The following is a 16797-nucleotide window of genomic DNA, read 5'->3' on the forward strand; positions in this document are numbered from 1 at the left end:
AGTTGCTCAACAGAGAATTGATGAACTTGGTTAAGTGCTTGTCTTAGAAACATAAAAAAATCCGAGTGTCTGGAATACACTCGGATTTTGACACCTTGAAAGGATCGTTCAACCGATCATTTAAGCCTTAACTGATCGGCATTAAGCATCAAGCTCGCTTTTAACTATCCGTTTTTAGTTTAAATTACAGCAATTCAACCGATTGTTGGGCTATCACGAATTCTTCGTTAGTTGGGATGACCATAGCCACTGCGTTTAGTATCTCTGACTTAGCAATAATGCCTGCTGCACCAAAGCGTGCGTCTTCGTTACCCTTCTCGTCTTCGATAAAACCAAGTAGGTTTAGGTTTTTCAGAATCTCACGGCGAATAGGAAGAGAGTTCTCACCAATGCCACCAGTAAAGATAATTGCATCTAAGTGGTTAAGCGGGATCAAGTATGAACCAATGTATTTTGCTACGCGGTAGGTAAATACTTCAAACGCAAGCTTGGCACCTTCGTGACCGTTTTCCATTGCTTCTAAAATGCCACGTGCATCGGATGTCAGGCCAGAGACACCTAGGAAACCTGATTTTTTGTTCAGAGTTTCGAATACTTTCTCTTGGCTCCAGCCCTTCTTCATTAGGAACTCAATGATACCTGGGTCAAGGTCACCTGAACGTGTGCCCATCATTAGGCCTGCTAGCGGTGTAAAGCCCATTGATGTATCCACTGATTGACCATTTTCAATCGCACATACAGACGCACCATTACCTAAGTGAACGGAGATAAAGCTTGCTTGTTCCACTGGTTTGTTAAGCATCTTAGCTGCTTCGCGGCTAACGAAGTAATGGCTCGTACCGTGGAATCCGTAACGACGAATACCGTACTCTTTGTATAGCTCGTTAGAGATTGCGCCAGTGAACGCTTTCTGTGGCATTGTTTGGTGGAAAGCCGTATCAAACACAGCAAACTGTGGCAAGCTTGGGAAAGCTTTCATCGATGCTTCGATTCCAAGCGCCCCAGCAGGGTTGTGGAGCGGAGCTAGGTCTGACAGGCTTTCAATTTCTGCTAGAACTTCGTCATCAATACGTACTGTCGAAGTGAATTTTTCGCCGCCGTGCACAATGCGGTGGCCAACGGCCACTAAGTCATTGCTGAACCCTAATGTATCTATTAGAGCAACGATACGATTAATCGCGTGTTGGTGGTGGTTGTCCGGTGCATCAATGGCTTCTTCGGTTTTTTCGCCATTGTACTTCCAGCTGATTACAGCTTCCGGCAAGCCAAAGCACTCGCCCAGACCGCTAACAATTGCTTCACCCGACAGAGAGTCGATAACGGCGAATTTTAATGAAGAGCTACCTGAGTTAATGACCAGCACAAATGTGTTCGACATGGATATGTTCCTGTTTCAGACTGATTGATGAAGCGTCACACTTCTATAGTTTTGTGGATCCTATTATTCAATATTTTTTGAATGTTTCAACTTTATTTATACTTATTCAACAAAACAAACAAACTTTTGTTGATCTATCGCAAATGGCTATTTAATTTGAATACAAAAATTAATGTGTTTTTTTGTCAGTTTGGGATAATTATTCGTCATCCTGCTCTGTTTCACGGTATCGATTGCTATGTATATCTAAGGCTACTTGTCGCTGCTGGCTAGCCTTTGGCGAACAAACATAGTAAAACAGTGTCAAAGTAGAATTAGCCGTGCCTAACTCACTAAGGAAACACAATGAATATTGGTGCTGTATCAAAGCTAACTGGATTATCAAGCAAATCAATTCGTCTCTATGAAGATAAAGGGCTCATCACTGCTCCCCACAGAAGCGAGTCTGGCTATCGTGAGTATTCAGATCAGCATGTTCAGGAGCTCAATCTGATTTCTAGAGCGAAGAACGCTGGATTTTCTTTGATTGAATGTAAGGAATTGGTTCAGTTAGCGCACAACTCCAACCGCAAAAGCAGCGAAGTAAAGGCAAAAGCAAAAGAAAAACTGCACGAAGTGGAAATCAAGATTCGTGAACTCCAAGAGATCGAACGTCAACTTAAAAAGTGGGTGTCTGCATGTCCAGGCGACTCAGGCAGTAGCTGCCCTATTATCGAAGATCTCACCAAAGCTGAATAAACCTCGTACAACATTGATTGGGCTTAATAGTAGGTACACATACGGTACACATACGTTTGCCGCCAACTTCAACGATGTTAAACGGTGTTTCGTAAATACTTTCTAAGATCTCGGCCTGAATCACTTGCTCCACACTCCCCTGAGCGACAATTCGTCCTTTTTTGAGAGCGATGATGATGTCTGAGTAGCAAGCTGCAAAGTTAATGTCATGAATCACAACAACTACCGCCTTGTTCATTTCATGAGCCTGTCGTCTGATGTTCTTCATGATTTGTAATGAATGCTTGATGTCCAAATTATTGAGTGGTTCATCCAGGAAAACATAGTCCGTATCCTGTGCCATGACCATAGCAATAAATGACAATTGGCGTTGCCCACCACTCAGTTCATCCAGATACTTATGCTGAATGTCGCTTAAGTCGAGATACTCGATCGCTTTGTCGATAGTCAACGCGTCATCCTGATTTAGTTTACCTTGAGCGTGTTCTACCTCGACCATTTTCGCACTGGCACCAAATACAGTTAGGCTGGCTAGCAGCGCAACGGCAGACAATTTCATTGTTAGAGTCCATAATTACAAATGCAATGCATTATCATTTATAATTGTAGCCATGTACTGCTGATTTACGTTTTTTACATTTATCAAAGAATGGTAAGCTTGCACGCTGACAGAAAAGTCAGGCTGATCAGTGAATCCCACTAACTCGACGCTAAAGTAAAGTATCAAACTCGTCCTATTTACTCAGGGACGGGTTACCCATCGCCAAATTCTTGAGCGATTTTTATAAATCGATCTTCTTGCTCTATAAAGGCGTCAATCACCTGGGGATCAAAATGGCTCCCTCCCCCCTGCATGATGATATTTTTGGCGTCTTGATGAGTCATTGGCTCTTTATATACACGCCGACATCTCAACGCATCATAGACATCTGCTAGTGCCATCAAACGAGCGCTGAGTGGAATTTGTTCACCACTATAGTGATTTGGGTACCCTGAACCATCCCACTTTTCGTGATGACCATAGGCGATCTCTTTGGCTACAGTGATCAAATCATTGCGGGCACCTGACAACTGCTCAGCCTTCTCCAAAGCTATCAATCCCAGTGTCGTATGCCCTTTCATGATTTCGAACTCTTCATCGGTCAGTTTTCCCGGTTTGAGTAAAATCGAATCGACAATTCCTACCTTTCCAATATCGTGAAGTGGTGCTGCCTTGAAATAGGTATCAATCACCTTAGGTGTCAGCCATTCACTGTACTGAGATTTCTCAGCGAGTTTTTCAGCTAGGAGCTTTACGTAGTGCTGGGTACGCAAAATATGATTGCCTGTTTCAGGATCTCGAGTTTCAGCGAGGCTTGCGAGGGCAAAAACGACCGCATCCTGCATTCTGTCAAGTTCATAGGAGCGCTTGAGGACTTCTTTCTCTAGGTAACCATTTTGGCCGAGGAGAATATCTTTTGAGCGCTTATTTTGCAGATGAGTTCTCACCCGTGAGCGCAATAAAGGTATGCTGATGGGCTTATGAATGTAGTCAGCCGCACCAAGTTCAAATCCTAGTTTTTCATCTTCAGGAGAGCTTTTCCCTGTAAGAAATATTACTGGAATATGACGTGTACTGTGATTACTGGTGACCGCTCGGATAACGTCATATCCAGTAATGTTTGGCATAACGATATCGAGTAAAATCAGATCGATAGCGAAATTCTCAACGATATTAAGCGCCATCTCCCCACTCTTGGCAGCTTTTACATGGTAACTCCCTTTCAACCCTTGAGCCATAAACGCAAGGTTGTCTACACAGTCATCAACGATCAGCACTGTGCAGTCACTCAGGTTTTCAACGGCCATACGAAATTTCCCAAAACATTTTGTAGACTAGAATAACAATAGGTAAGCTTATAAATAACTATAGACAAGTCGTTGTTACTTGCACTGCTATCTACTCAGGGAAGGAAACCAATGCGTTCAATTCGCACACTATTTATGCTGCTCTTCCTAATAATGGGAGCCTGCGCTGTGGCCATGTCTGTGATTACGGATAAAGCTTCAGAACTGCGTTTACAAAGTCACACCTATCTAAATGACTTACATCGCTTCTACCGACTTTCACAAGAACTTAAACAAAGCTCAGATCACCTTACAAAATTTGCCCGAGCGTACGCAGTGACAGGTGATGAGTATTGGGAAGAAATGTTTAATCGAGTCCTTGCCGTACGCAATGGCGAAGCGGCGCTGCCGATAGGCAATGAATATGAATACTGGGACTTAGTAGCAAATTCAACCGAGCCGTTCCCCTCAACCAGTGGTGGGCAAAGTACGCCACAGCTCACCAGATTGAGAGATTCTGGCATCAGTGAGGCTGAATTTCTTGAACTCAAAAGCGCTCTCTTGCTGTCAGATGGCTTAGTCAATCTTGAGCGTGAAGCCTTTCTAGCGGTTAAAGGGATAAAAATACTCGAACAAGGGCAAGAAATAGACACCGGAGAACCCGATCTTCAATACGCACAATCACTGCTGTACAGCAAAAAATACTTCGCCGAAAAAGCCAAAATCATGCGTGCCGTCGGTTCTGCTCACAAAGCGATCGTTTATCGAATTGAAAACAGTATCAATAACTTCGACCGAAAAGCACTCGAATACCGAAATATTTATCTCACATTAATGACCATATTGCTGGCGTCGATCGCTCTTTCATTCGCTTTGCTGTGGCACCTCTACATTAGCCCTGTCAGTCGTTTATTAAAAACGGTGGTTCATCAAGTCAAAGAGAAAAATTATGCCTTTACTATTACTCAAAAAGCCTATGCGGAACTGCAACATTTCATCGATAGTCTGAACGTCGTTTTTCATCATATAACAGAGCAACTCAATCAAAATACGCTATTCAAAGACTTCAATATTGTCCTGAGAACCAGTCAATCGACGCTCGACCTATGCCAAGAAGTGACTCAGTTTCTTCTCCATCAATTTCCAATTCAACAAATCGGTCTCTCCTTGTATCGAGATAATCAATTAGTTCGAGTGGCAGGTGCTGGCTACGATGGAACACAAGCGAGCCATATTTCAGACACCAGTTCTACGGAGTTAAGCGTTCTTCTTTCCGGTAAGCCCTACAGCATGACAGCGCTGGCGGGAAAATACACCATGCCAGTCAGCGGTGGCAGCCTAGAACTCAATGAACTCTACTACTTCCCTCTTTGTGTTAACGAACAACCTGTCGCCTTACTCGAAGTCGGTACCATCAGTGAATTAAATGAAATCCAGTATCGGTGGCTGACTCAAATGCTCGATGATTTGGCCGTCAGCATCCAACTGAGCCAAAACATCGAACTACAGAGAAAAGCCGAACAAAAAGTACTGGAACAATCTCAGCTCAACCAAGAGATCTTAAATGCGACCCCCAACCCGATGTACTGCCTATCCCCACAAGGCAAATACCTGACCGTCAACGCCAAGTTCAGCGAGTTATGTGGCTTGCCAATGCAAGATATTGTTGGCAAAACCCCCTTAGAAGTATTTAGCCAACAAGATGCCTCGCGGTGCTTTAACGATACTCATCAGGAGTTATTTCTCCAGCAAGGAAGTAAAAACTACGAGTTATCTCTACTCGACCAACACCAACAGGAACGCGACATGCTCGTGTGCGAAGCGTCGTTCAGTAATAGCCAAGGCAAGGTGTCCGGAATTGTCGGCATCTTACTTGACCTAACTGAACGTAAGCAGATGGAAACCGAACTCCGTGACGCTAAAGAGACTGCCGATGCGATGAGCCGTGCTAAAGGTGAGTTTTTAGCGAATATGAGCCACGAGATACGTACACCAATGAACGGTATTTTGGGTATGGTTCACCTTGCACTGAATACTGAACTCGATCCCGCCCAGCTGAAATATTTAACTCGCATCAATGAATCTGCGAAAAACCTGATTGGCATAGTTAATGACATCCTCGACTTCTCGAAAATAGAAGTGGGTAAATTGAACATAGAGACCATCGACTTTAGTTTGGATGAGGTATTTGAAAACCTGATCAATGTTATATCGTTTAAAGCACAAGAGAAAAAAATCGAATTTCTACTCGATATTGACCCTCAAGTTCCCGTTGGTTTGATTGGCGACCCACTCCGAATAGGACAAGTGCTGGTAAACCTGTGTGGCAACGCCGTTAAATTTACCGAACAAGGCGAAGTGGTGGTGTCTGTACGTCCTGAATTAGTCACCGAACGCGAGGTGGTTCTTCATTTTGCGGTCAAGGATACTGGCATTGGCATCGACAAAGATAAAATCAACCACCTATTTGATGCGTTTTCTCAGGCGGATAGCAGCATCACTCGGCAGTTTGGCGGGACAGGTCTGGGACTCAGTATCAGCAAACAACTGGTTGAGTTGATGGGTGGACAATTGAGTGTCAGCAGTACTCCAAGTGTTGGTTCAACGTTCGCATTTACCATCACATGTGGCCTGCAAGAGGCCAAAATGCGTGATATATCCAAGCCGATCGCCGGACTGGCTGGTAAGCGAGCCTTAGTGGTTGATGATAACGACTCCGCCCGAAATATTTTAGTCACCTTGCTAAGTGCGATGCACTTCGAAGCCAAAGCGGTAAGTAACGGTTTTGAAGCGCTTGATGAAATGCGACAAAGCCAATTTGATCTACTATTCGTTGACTGGAACATGCCTGGTTTAAATGGCGTTGAACTTCTACAAACTGCGCAAAAAGAACGGCTACTCGAACGTTCAAAACGTTTCCTCGTCACCGCTTACGGTCGTGAAATTTCGTTAGACCAAACGACGTCAAAACTTATTGATTCTCTGATTGTAAAACCCGTCAATCCTTCCAACCTTCTCGATGCAATCATGAACAGTTTTGGCATTGAACAAGCCACTCGCAACCATCATGCTAATCAACTCGAAAAGCCCGTATTTGATGGACAAACCGTGCTATTAGTTGAGGATAACGAGGTAAATCAAGAAGTGGCTTTAGGTCTACTCAACGGTACTAATCTCAGTGTAGTGACCGCTGAAAATGGCCAACAAGCAATCGACATTCTTGAACAAGAAGCGGTGGACTTGGTTTTTATGGACATGCAGATGCCTGTCTTAGATGGTATCTCTGCCACTGAACAGATCAGACGCAATCCAAAATGGCAAAATCTCCCCATTATCGCCATGACCGCCAATGCCATGCAGAGTGATGTTAGACGCTGCATAGATGCAGGCATGAACTCTCATCTCGCTAAACCTATCAATGTGCACAACCTTTATCAAGCTCTGGTTCAATATCTGTCAGCACAGCAACCGAACGATGAATTGTTACAAGAAGAAAAAAACGTCTCTCCCGCCGTTGATTCTGAACTGCCTAGCCTATCGGGCATCAACGTTGAGCAAGCCATTTATGATATTGGCGGTGACAAAGAGAGTTATTTGACCATTTTAGGTCGATTCTTAGAGATGCAAAGCACAGAGTTATCTATCTTTAAAGAAGTCATTGATAAAGAAGATTGGGACATGGCGGCTCGAATGGCCCACTCGCTAAAAGGATCTTCGGCTAACTTAGGAGTCAAACTTGTCTCTCAACTTGCCGCAAAGATGGAACGCCGCATCCGAGAACAAGATAAGTCTGCACTGGGCGAGCTGGAAGTTTGCGCAGAGTTGATTAAAAAGCTAAACGCTGAATTGGCAAAGTGGCATGCAAATTGGACACCAAGCGAGGTGAAAACAGAGACCGATCCAATCAAACTCTACCAACGTTTGGTCAGCTTAGTGGAAGCGTATGATGTTGAGGCGCTGAGCATAGTTCAAGATGCCCAGCAATTCGGGATTTGGACCGAAGAGCAGAAGCTTCAATTCATTGATGCTATTGAAGGATTTGAATTTGAATTGGCCAAACAGCTGCTTGACCAGTTCCCTAAACCATAACAAATAATGACAGGTAAAGAGCAGTCACCTTAGGTTATAAAACAACGTCAGTTGATTCATCGTAAAAAAGGGATCAATACAATGAACATTAACAATACAATGAAGCTGGTGTTTGGGGTCATCGCCTTAGGCATTATCATCAGTGTCTTCACCGTTTTTCAGCTTAACGGCCTATTGCAGAAAGTGGATGATATGGCACAAGTTCGTTACCAGTCCTATCAAGCTGCTGATGAATTACGTCAAAGCTCTGATGACTTAACTCGTTTAGGCCGCACCTATGTCCTAACTGCTGATGATACCTATGAAAAAATGTATATGGACATTCTGGCTATCCGCAACGGCCAAAAACCACGCCCAGAAAATTATCACACAATCTATTGGGATTTAGTGTTGAGTTATGGACAGAAACCAAAACCTGACGGCCAGAGAATATCTCTGCAACAGATGATGGAAAATCTAGGCTTCACCCAATCTGAATTCAAGTTGTTAAAACAAGCACAGCAAAACTCAGATGCTCTGGTCAACATGGAAGTCAAAGCGATGAACGCGGTTAAAGGGCTGTATCCGGATAGCTCAGGCAACTATACCCAAAAGGGTGAACCCGACTTAGCAATGGCCGCGGCACTTTTGCATAGTAAGGAATATCATCAAGAGAAAGCCAAGATCATGGCACCTATCGATACGTTTTTTCAAGAACTCGAAGCGCGAACCAATCGACAGTTTGAGATGGCAGCTCAAGAAGTTCAAACCACCGTTTTGATAGGTAATATTTCATTGATCGCTGTATTTGTTATCGCAATGATTGGCTATGTATTGGTCAATCGCCGCGTGGTAAAACCGATAGACCAAATGGCGACCTTATTGAAACAAGTCGATACCAACTCTGATCTCACCCTTCGTGTCGACGATAAGAGCAATAACGAACTCGGCATCATTGGGAGCACGATTAACAAAGTCCTAGAGAGCTACGCGAAAACCATCAGCAAAATCAATCAAGTTAACGCCACTATTTCGACCATTTCGCAGTCGATTCAATCCATCACTCAACGCAACATTGATATGGCAGGCCAACAGAACCAAGAAATGGAGATGGCGGCGACAGCCATGGAAGAGATGACCACGGCGTTATCCAATGTTGCCGAGAGCACCAATATGGCCGAACAGTATGCAGGGAGCGCGGAAAAAGAAGCATCGACGAGTAAAGAAGTGTTTGATAAGACGTCCAATGAATTCACTCAACTAGAGGGAGAATTCTCTAATACCTCACATATCATTCAACAACTTGCCGAAGAGTCAAATAATGTCGGGAATGTTCTGGACGTGATCAAGGCGATAGCCGAGCAGACAAACCTTCTGGCGCTCAATGCGGCAATCGAAGCGGCGCGCGCAGGTGAACAAGGACGAGGCTTTGCAGTGGTTGCCGATGAAGTTCGCTCCCTAGCCCAGCGGACCCAAGACTCGACGGGAGAAATCGAAAGCATCATCTCAACACTACAAGAGAAAGCCAAAGAGTCGACCGTCACGATTCACAGCAGTGCTGACAAGATGCAGTCGACACGCTCAAACATGAGCGTTGCCAATGAAGCCCTCAGTACTATTCAAGGCTCGGCGGCAGAAATACACAAGCTCAATACCTCCATTGCCGCCGCCACTGAAGAACAACTCGCCGTCAGTGGTGAAATATCTGGTAATTTGGCCAACATCAAAAACCTTTCGTCTGACATGAGCGAGGCAATCAACCAGCTACAACCAATTGTTGTCGACTTGCAGCAAAACGTCGAAGATCTGAATCAAGTGATAGCCCATATTCGCACTTGATTGCTCAACGATTTCTATTTTTAAAGGGCCCTGTGGGCCCTTTACTCATCAATCAAACCTTAAAAAAAGTCGATTGAGGAACGTCCGTTACCGCTTTTTTTCGCAGGTTTAGACTCTGCCTTTTTCGCTTTATCTTTGTTTTTTGGCGTTTTTTTACTCTGGCTCTTTGGCTGAGACTTAAGTGGCTGCGGCACTTTTTCGACCTTAGCTGGCTTCTCTTGAGGTTCTGTTACAGGCGCATCACAGATCACGACATAGTATTCCTGATTGAATTCAAACAAATCACCGTCATACATCTTACGACGTTTGCGAGTTTCCAGCTCACCATTTACCGCAACATAACCTTCCGCTATCAAGTGCTTTGCTTCACCACCGCCACCAACAAGGTTAGCGATTTTAAACACTTTATACAGCTCAATTGGCTGTGACGATACTTCAATACCTATCGCTTCAATTTCGATTTCTTCGCCCTGCTCGTAATCCTGGCTCATACCATACCTTGCGGTCATTCACTAATAAAAATGAAAGTCTAATCTCTCAGCGGCGATAAATAAACTAAAGTTAACTATAGAAAGAACAACGCTAAGGTGATGTCGTCTTGAGATGGCTAATAATCGCTCTTTTAAGCAACGCCTGTTGGGCATACTATCCGCCTACTTCCGTAACTGTTTACGGCGATGACTCATACCCACCATACAGTTATTCGGTCGATGGTGAGCTTAGAGGAATCTACGTGGATATTCTATTAGCCGCTTTTGAGAGAATGCCGGAATATCGAATCAAAGTTTCACCCGTTCCTTGGAAAAGAGGGTTGAAGTTGTTAGAAACCGGAGAAGGGTTTGCGCTTTTTCCCCCTTACTACTACCCAGATCAACGCTTATACATCTCTCCTTACTCACACCCAATCCTTGACGAAGAAGTCGTGGTTTACTGTCAGCCAGATCGTGTAAAAGACCGGCAACTCAATGTCTGGCCTGATGATTACCTTGGTTTAACCGTCGGCGTAAACGATTCTTTCGCGTTAGGTGGAAATGAATTCTGGCAACAGGTTAAAAAAGGAACCATTAAACTTATCGAAGCCAAAGGCAATCGCAACAATGTCCTCAACCTGTATAAGAATCGTATTGACTGTTACTTAAACGATCGGCTGTCAATTCTTTGGGAAGTCAAGTTGTTACGTGAAGAAGGCATCATTAATTCCTCCTGGAAAATGCAATTAGGTAACTCTGTGAGTAGTGAACAAGGCTATGTTGGATTCACCAATCAATCGCCAGATAAATACCCTTACAAAGATGAATTTATTCAACAACTTAACACCATTATCACATATCTCAAAGAGGATGGAACCATAGATGAGATCCTCAAAAAATATTTAGAGCTATAACGATTAATTGACTTAACTAACCCTGCCATGACAGTTTTTCCGTACAGGAAAGTGTCGCTTTCCCCCTTTTCCGTCAGTTATATCTTACATTAGCGCCATCGGATTTGAAGGCACGGAAGCATCATTGATTAGAATAACAGCGAGAAAGTAAAATGATGTCCTCAACTCATACGTTAGTGATTGATAGTCAACCCATTATGCGCGAAGCGCTATCTCAACTGCTTTACGAGACCATCCCAAATGTGCAGGTTTTGCAGGCACCTTCAGCAACGTTTGCAATACAGTTGGTCAGAAATCATAACATTAATATGGTGGTGCTTGATGTCGATCTTGAAGGCTCTGATGGATTCGAATTTGTAAGACGCGCACGAGCATATGGATACACTGGACGCATTTTATTTGTTTCGAGTAATAAGCATCCGATGTATTCAGAAACAGCAAAATCGTTAGGGGCTAATGGTTACGTCTCTAAATTAGAAAACACTCTAGTGCTCAAAGAGGCTGTGCTAAGCGTATTACGCGGCCATTCTGCATTCAAAAAAACAGATAACCTTAAGAAGCGCAATACCACTTTGTCAAAGCGAGAAACCGTTGTATTCAATTATCTGATTAAAGGCTACAGCAACAAGAAGATCTCTGAAATGCTATCACTAAGCACAAAAACCATCAGTACTTATAAGGCAAGAATTTTAGATAAATATAAGGTCGATTCCATTGTAGAGTTGATGCGAATTCAACAACACATCCATATCGACCTTAATGAAACTAGAAAAGATGCTGCTTGACCTTAGACGCTAAGAGTTGATGGAGCGGATTACCATGGTTGACCAATTTGTAATTGGCAACCACTGACGGCGGATGCTCCATCTGCAAATGATCAGGTAGCACAGTGACGCAATATTTTTCATGCAACTGAGTGTGGTTTGTATAAGGGAGCAATGTTGCGCTCTCAGTACACTCAAGAACATCAAATAAGCAGGTGATATTATCTACCGTCGCAAAGGTGTTGATTTCAATTCCCTGCTCTTCCAATGCTTTGTTTGTCACCGCTTTGGTATCTTGCCAACCTTTCATCTCCATCATGATATAAGGCATACGCAGCTTTTCTTCTAATGACCTGTCTGCATACGGCTTGGCACAAATAATTGCCCCTTTGTATTTGCCTAAGTGATGCTGAAAAATCGTTTTGGTTAGCTCTTCGTTGAAGTACTGAACCCCGATATCCAACCGTTCATCAAGAATGTCAGTGATCGATGTTTCATTCCAAGTAGTGATATTGATCTTAGCCTTGGGGAAGATCTCTATGAGATCCAGCAACAAGGCTTTTCCCACCAATGACTGGCCTAGACTGGGTAAAGCTATCGAAATACTTTTATCATATAAGGCAGGGTTAAACTCTTCACGCTGTACCGCCTCATTGATCATATCAAGACCTGCGGTAATTTTAGGCAGCAAATTGGTTGTATATTCGGTCGGTTCGAATTCAAACGCCCCTCTGACGAACAGCGGATCGCCTAGTTGCTCTCTGAGTTTGGCCAAATACTTGCTCACCGCACTTTCTGTTTTCCCCAGTTCTTTCGCAACCGGTTTCAATTGACGGTGTTTATCAAGCAGAGGAAGTACTTTAAGGAGATTAAGATCAAGCTGTGATTTCATAGTGTATCCAGTGCTCCAATGCAGACTCTTCGACCAAACTGCAATTAGGTCTCTATCTTGTATTTATCCGTCAGTATAGCGAGGAAAAATCATAAAAACAGCTACTTATGTTCTCTGCATAGCGCCTATTTGTAAAATAAAATGGGGTCTTTTCAGCAAACAAGCCTGTATTTTGCCATCACTAGCATGCCATTAATCAAACTGTCACTACTTTTTTTGGTTATGTTGCCAACGCAAGCCAACGTTTTTGATCTATTGACAATTATTGCGAGCCATCTGCTAGAGATTCATCTTAATTTCATGTATTACTGAAAATATGCGTAAGAAAGAATTTTTATAGAATATAGATTTGACCGAGAAATTGTCTTATAGGTAACTAAGCCACAGATGTCACAATCAATGAAAAGCATCAATCCGCGTCCTAGAATAACACTTGTCTCAGAGATTAGTGTCGAAACGGCTGAGTCAGATTCACATCAGCCGAGCATCCTAAGTGGTGCCGAGTTAGATGAATTGATGGATAATCATTTTCAACATGTGGTAGACGTTCTGAATGACGGTATTTTCTATATGTCTGATACCGAACATGTCTGCTTCTATAACCCATCATTTTACGCCCGATTTGGTGTAGAGTCAGGGCATACCTGTCTACAAACTTGGCTTGATCTTGTCCATCCCCTCGACAAAGTCACCTTGTCTGAACGCGTCGACGAGCATATTCAAGAAGATGAGTCTCGTGTCACCGTAGAATATCGAGTGCGCTGTACTAACGGTCAATACACATGGCTGGAAGGTACCGCCATCACCAAAACGGTAAACGGGCATCGCTTTATGATTGGTTGCCACAAAGACATTTCCGACAGAAAACTCATGGAAACGTATGTGCAGCAATCTTCCCTGCGTGATGGGCCTACAGGACTGTCCAACGAGCAGAAGCTTGCTCTTGACCTTGATAACATCAAGGGAGTCACAACGCAGTCACACCACCTTGTATATATTCAAGCAGGCAATGCTCGATCAGACCAAACGCTTTATGGCTCGCAGATTATGCGCAATCTACTTTCTCACTTAACGATGATTTTAGGTGAGTTCCCAGACCAATTTGTCGATATATACCGGATTCAATCACACGACTTTGCCATTCTGGTGCGGGGTCAGTACGACAACAATGAGCTAAAAAACCTTGCTCAGCGGATGTGTCAAGCCTATCAAGACTCAGTGGAAGCCATCGACTTCCTATACACGACCGACATCAGCATCGGCATCTACCCCAATATTTGTGATAAGTTAGCCGTCGATGAGTTGGTCAAAGTTGCTGCAAAAACCAGTCAATACGCAGCGACCAAGCGTGACAACTACATTCGTATTTATGCCGGAAACACCAAAAATCAGGTTGACCGGCATTTTTATATCGATCAAGAACTTGGCAACGCAATCAAAAAGCGCAAGCTGTCCGTCAAGTTCCAACCGATCATTTGTACTAAAAACAATGTCGTTGCAAGCTTTGAAAGCTTAGTACGCTGGAAAAGCGGCCAGCACGGTGAAATTTATCCTGACGAGTTCATTAGTGTGGCTGAACGAAAAGGCTTAATTAGTGAGCTGGGCTATTTGGTATTTGACGAGGCGTGTCGCTTCATCAACCAATACCAGCAGACCCACACAGAGTCGATTAAAGTCAACGTTAATGTCTCTGTTTTGCAGTTACTTAGCCAGCAATTTCCAGACGAACTCAAACAGTTAATCGATAAACACAATGTTTCCGCAAGCTCCATTGTGCTTGAGTTAACAGAAACCATCATACTGGATGACAATAAAAGTGCGATTGCGCAGCTACATCGCCTCAATGGCTTAGGCTTTCAGTTATCGCTTGATGATTTTGGCGCCGGCTATAGTTCATTAAACAGCTTTTTCGATTTGCCTCTGTCGCAAATCAAAATCGATAAATCCATTGCATGGCGTTCAATGGAAAACCCCGTCACCTTTGAGTACCTCTCTTTCATCACTAAGCTCTGTACCACTTACAATATCGATATAGTGATAGAAGGTATTGAAAATGCCGCGATGCAGAAGGTCTTCACCGATATGGGCGTCTCCTATTTACAAGGCTATTGGTTTTCAAAACCGCTCTCTATCGCCAGCGCTAGCCACTATACGACCGTCTAGTCGGACGTCTCAGATATGAGACGTATTCACTCAAATCATAATTCAATTTGACTAATCAACTTTAGTTGTAGAAAATCTCACCGTTTTAATAATGAGATGTTCCATTGCCTCGCAGGATCGCGATTCACTGGCAGCGACGTGTTACGAAGCTCAGCTTCGAGTTCATGGATAGACATACACGGAGTCCGATGTTATTACATCGAGCTCTCAGGACACAGAGATATCAAATTCATTGTTTCTGGAGTAATAAGTGTCTAATTCGATTCGTACTTTGTTCAGTGCAGCTCTATCTGCATCTTTAATGTTTTCGCCAGTCGCTTCTGCTGCAAGCAATAGCCCGCTATGGTTTGAGCACACAGATATTCAACTACCAGCTCGCACTTCAGTCGCGCAGTTGGAAAACGGCCTACGTTACATCATCCTACCGACCACCAAAACCAGCGACGAAGTGTCGATTCGCGTACGAGTGGGATCTGGGGTTGCACAAGAGCCGGCCGACTACCCACTAGCAAGAATTACCGCACTGAACTCCATTTCAGGTACAGACTGGCTTGCAACCTCTGGTTTTCAGCAAACGGTATTCAGCCTAGATCTTGCTCATGGCACCGATGCAGACATTGGTCGTGCGCTTGACCTGATTCGCTCTGGGTTAACAACACAGATCCAAACATCGCAAGTTTCAGAATTACTGGTGAAAGGTCAATCGTCGCTAACAGATATTGACCAAGTTATCGCAACAAAACAGTTACAGCCGTTGGCGGTTGATCAGCACTGGTTAGCACTCGATGCGGAAACTTTGGCCGATACCCCTCTGTCCTCAGTGCATGATTTTCAAGCTCAACAATATATACCGCAGAACATTACTGTGGTCATTGCTGGTGCGGTTAGTCCTCGCTCAGCAGCGAATCTGATTGACAAAAGTTTCGCAGACTGGAAAGCAAACAAGAGCTCATCAACTCACTCTCTAGCTGCCTTTACCGCCACGCCAGTCACGGCTCAGTCTGTCGCCAATGATTCTTCAGTTTCAATCAGCAGCTTGAAGTCGGTTCATAACCAAACAGACAGCAAAGCGTTAAGAAAAGATATGCTGATTGCAACCTTAGCCAATAAGTTGCTTGAACAACGTATTGAGAATGCATTGCAACAGCAGCACACATTAGCCAAAGTTGTGGTTGATAATCAGCTTGTATTTAACCATAAGCTGCTCTCTCAAATTCGATTAACGGATCTAGACGTTAATGAACGCAGCAAGGCACAACAAATCGTACAAGCAGAAATTAAACGTGCCATTGCCAGTGGTTTTACTCAGACCGAGTATGAAATGGTGGTAAGCCAAGTTCGTGAACAGCTACAACGTCAAACTCGTCGACAAAATGCAGATTACACCGCGCAACAAGCTGATCGTCTGATCGAAGCAGTCAACTCTGGCTCAGTCTATACGGCACCGTCATACGATCTTGACCTGCTCAACTTCCATGTAGCTCATCTCAACGAGTTGGATGTGAGTAAAGAGCTGGCAAAAATCTGGTCTCAAGATGATGCTGTGATTCTTTAATCACAATTGCCCAATTGATGAACAAAGCCGCCAATTATGGCTCCTATCACTTAACGTGTTTGGAACGAACTGGATAGCGAGTCTTATTCATACGAACGGTCCTTGATTCGGGCCGTTTTTTTCGCTCTGGCAGAATGTAGCGCTTCACTCGCTCTCGCATCGCCCTTAACTTTTTGGGGATCGAACCTG

General features: G+C 43.8%; 11 protein-coding genes and 1 pseudogene. 7 read left to right on the plus strand and 5 right to left on the minus strand.

Features of this window, described 5'->3' with window-relative positions; translation table 11 throughout:
* Window positions 1–184: 184 nt before the first annotated feature.
* Window positions 185–1378, minus strand: a complete 1194-nt coding sequence (locus QTN95_RS17985; RefSeq protein ID WP_138972574.1) for an acetate/propionate family kinase — start codon at window positions 1376–1378, stop codon at window positions 185–187.
* Window positions 1379–1723: 345 nt separating this feature from the next.
* On the opposite strand from QTN95_RS17985, the gene cueR reads away from it, so the two are divergent.
* The gene (gene cueR, locus QTN95_RS17990; protein ID WP_331418457.1) at window positions 1724–2116 is read left to right on the plus strand and encodes a Cu(I)-responsive transcriptional regulator; all 393 of its coding nucleotides are present in this window, start codon (window positions 1724–1726) and stop codon (window positions 2114–2116) included.
* On the opposite strand, the pseudogene QTN95_RS17995 reads toward cueR, so the two are convergent.
* Window positions 2100–2597, minus strand: a pseudogene (locus QTN95_RS17995) (ATP-binding cassette domain-containing protein); the annotation flags it as partial. The gene cueR and the pseudogene QTN95_RS17995 sit on opposite strands and share 17 nt — an antisense overlap.
* 272 nt (window positions 2598–2869) lie before the next feature.
* Window positions 2870–3964: an HD-GYP domain-containing protein gene (locus QTN95_RS18000; RefSeq protein WP_331418458.1), complete on the minus strand. Its 1095-nt coding sequence runs from the start codon at window positions 3962–3964 to the stop codon at window positions 2870–2872.
* Window positions 3965–4075: 111 nt separating this feature from the next.
* Between QTN95_RS18000 and QTN95_RS18005 the strand changes: the two genes are divergently transcribed.
* Window positions 4076–8032, plus strand: coding sequence for a PAS domain-containing hybrid sensor histidine kinase/response regulator (locus QTN95_RS18005; RefSeq protein WP_331418459.1), 3957 nt, complete (start codon window positions 4076–4078; stop codon window positions 8030–8032).
* Between the two features lie 81 nt (window positions 8033–8113).
* Complete coding sequence (locus tag QTN95_RS18010; protein WP_331418460.1) at window positions 8114–9850, plus strand: methyl-accepting chemotaxis protein; 1737 nt, start codon at window positions 8114–8116, stop codon at window positions 9848–9850.
* A gap of 59 nt (window positions 9851–9909) precedes the next feature.
* Here QTN95_RS18010 and QTN95_RS18015 read toward each other — a convergent pair whose 3' ends face one another.
* Window positions 9910–10341, minus strand: a complete 432-nt coding sequence (locus tag QTN95_RS18015) for an RNA-binding S4 domain-containing protein (protein WP_331418461.1) — start codon at window positions 10339–10341, stop codon at window positions 9910–9912.
* Window positions 10342–10448: 107 nt separating this feature from the next.
* On the opposite strand from QTN95_RS18015, the gene QTN95_RS18020 reads away from it, so the two are divergent.
* On the plus strand, window positions 10449–11234 hold the full coding sequence (locus QTN95_RS18020) for a substrate-binding periplasmic protein (protein WP_331418462.1): 786 nt from the start codon (window positions 10449–10451) through the stop codon (window positions 11232–11234).
* Window positions 11235–11386: 152 nt separating this feature from the next.
* The gene (locus QTN95_RS18025) at window positions 11387–12019 is read left to right on the plus strand and encodes a response regulator transcription factor (protein ID WP_331418463.1); all 633 of its coding nucleotides are present in this window, start codon (window positions 11387–11389) and stop codon (window positions 12017–12019) included.
* Here QTN95_RS18025 and QTN95_RS18030 read toward each other — a convergent pair.
* Window positions 12000–12890: a LysR family transcriptional regulator gene (locus QTN95_RS18030; protein ID WP_331418464.1), complete on the minus strand. Its 891-nt coding sequence runs from the start codon at window positions 12888–12890 to the stop codon at window positions 12000–12002. The genes QTN95_RS18025 and QTN95_RS18030 overlap by 20 nt on opposite strands.
* Before the next feature lie 387 nt (window positions 12891–13277).
* On the opposite strand from QTN95_RS18030, the gene QTN95_RS18035 reads away from it, so the two are divergent.
* Window positions 13278–15053, plus strand: coding sequence for an EAL domain-containing protein (locus QTN95_RS18035; protein ID WP_331418465.1), 1776 nt, complete (start codon window positions 13278–13280; stop codon window positions 15051–15053).
* Window positions 15054–15303: 250 nt separating this feature from the next.
* Window positions 15304–16608: an insulinase family protein gene (locus tag QTN95_RS18040; RefSeq protein WP_331418467.1), complete on the plus strand. Its 1305-nt coding sequence runs from the start codon at window positions 15304–15306 to the stop codon at window positions 16606–16608.
* Window positions 16609–16797 lie beyond the last annotated feature (189 nt).

Source organism: Vibrio sp. M260112, from assembly GCF_036533775.1.
In the GTDB taxonomy this organism is placed as follows: domain Bacteria; phylum Pseudomonadota; class Gammaproteobacteria; order Enterobacterales; family Vibrionaceae; genus Vibrio.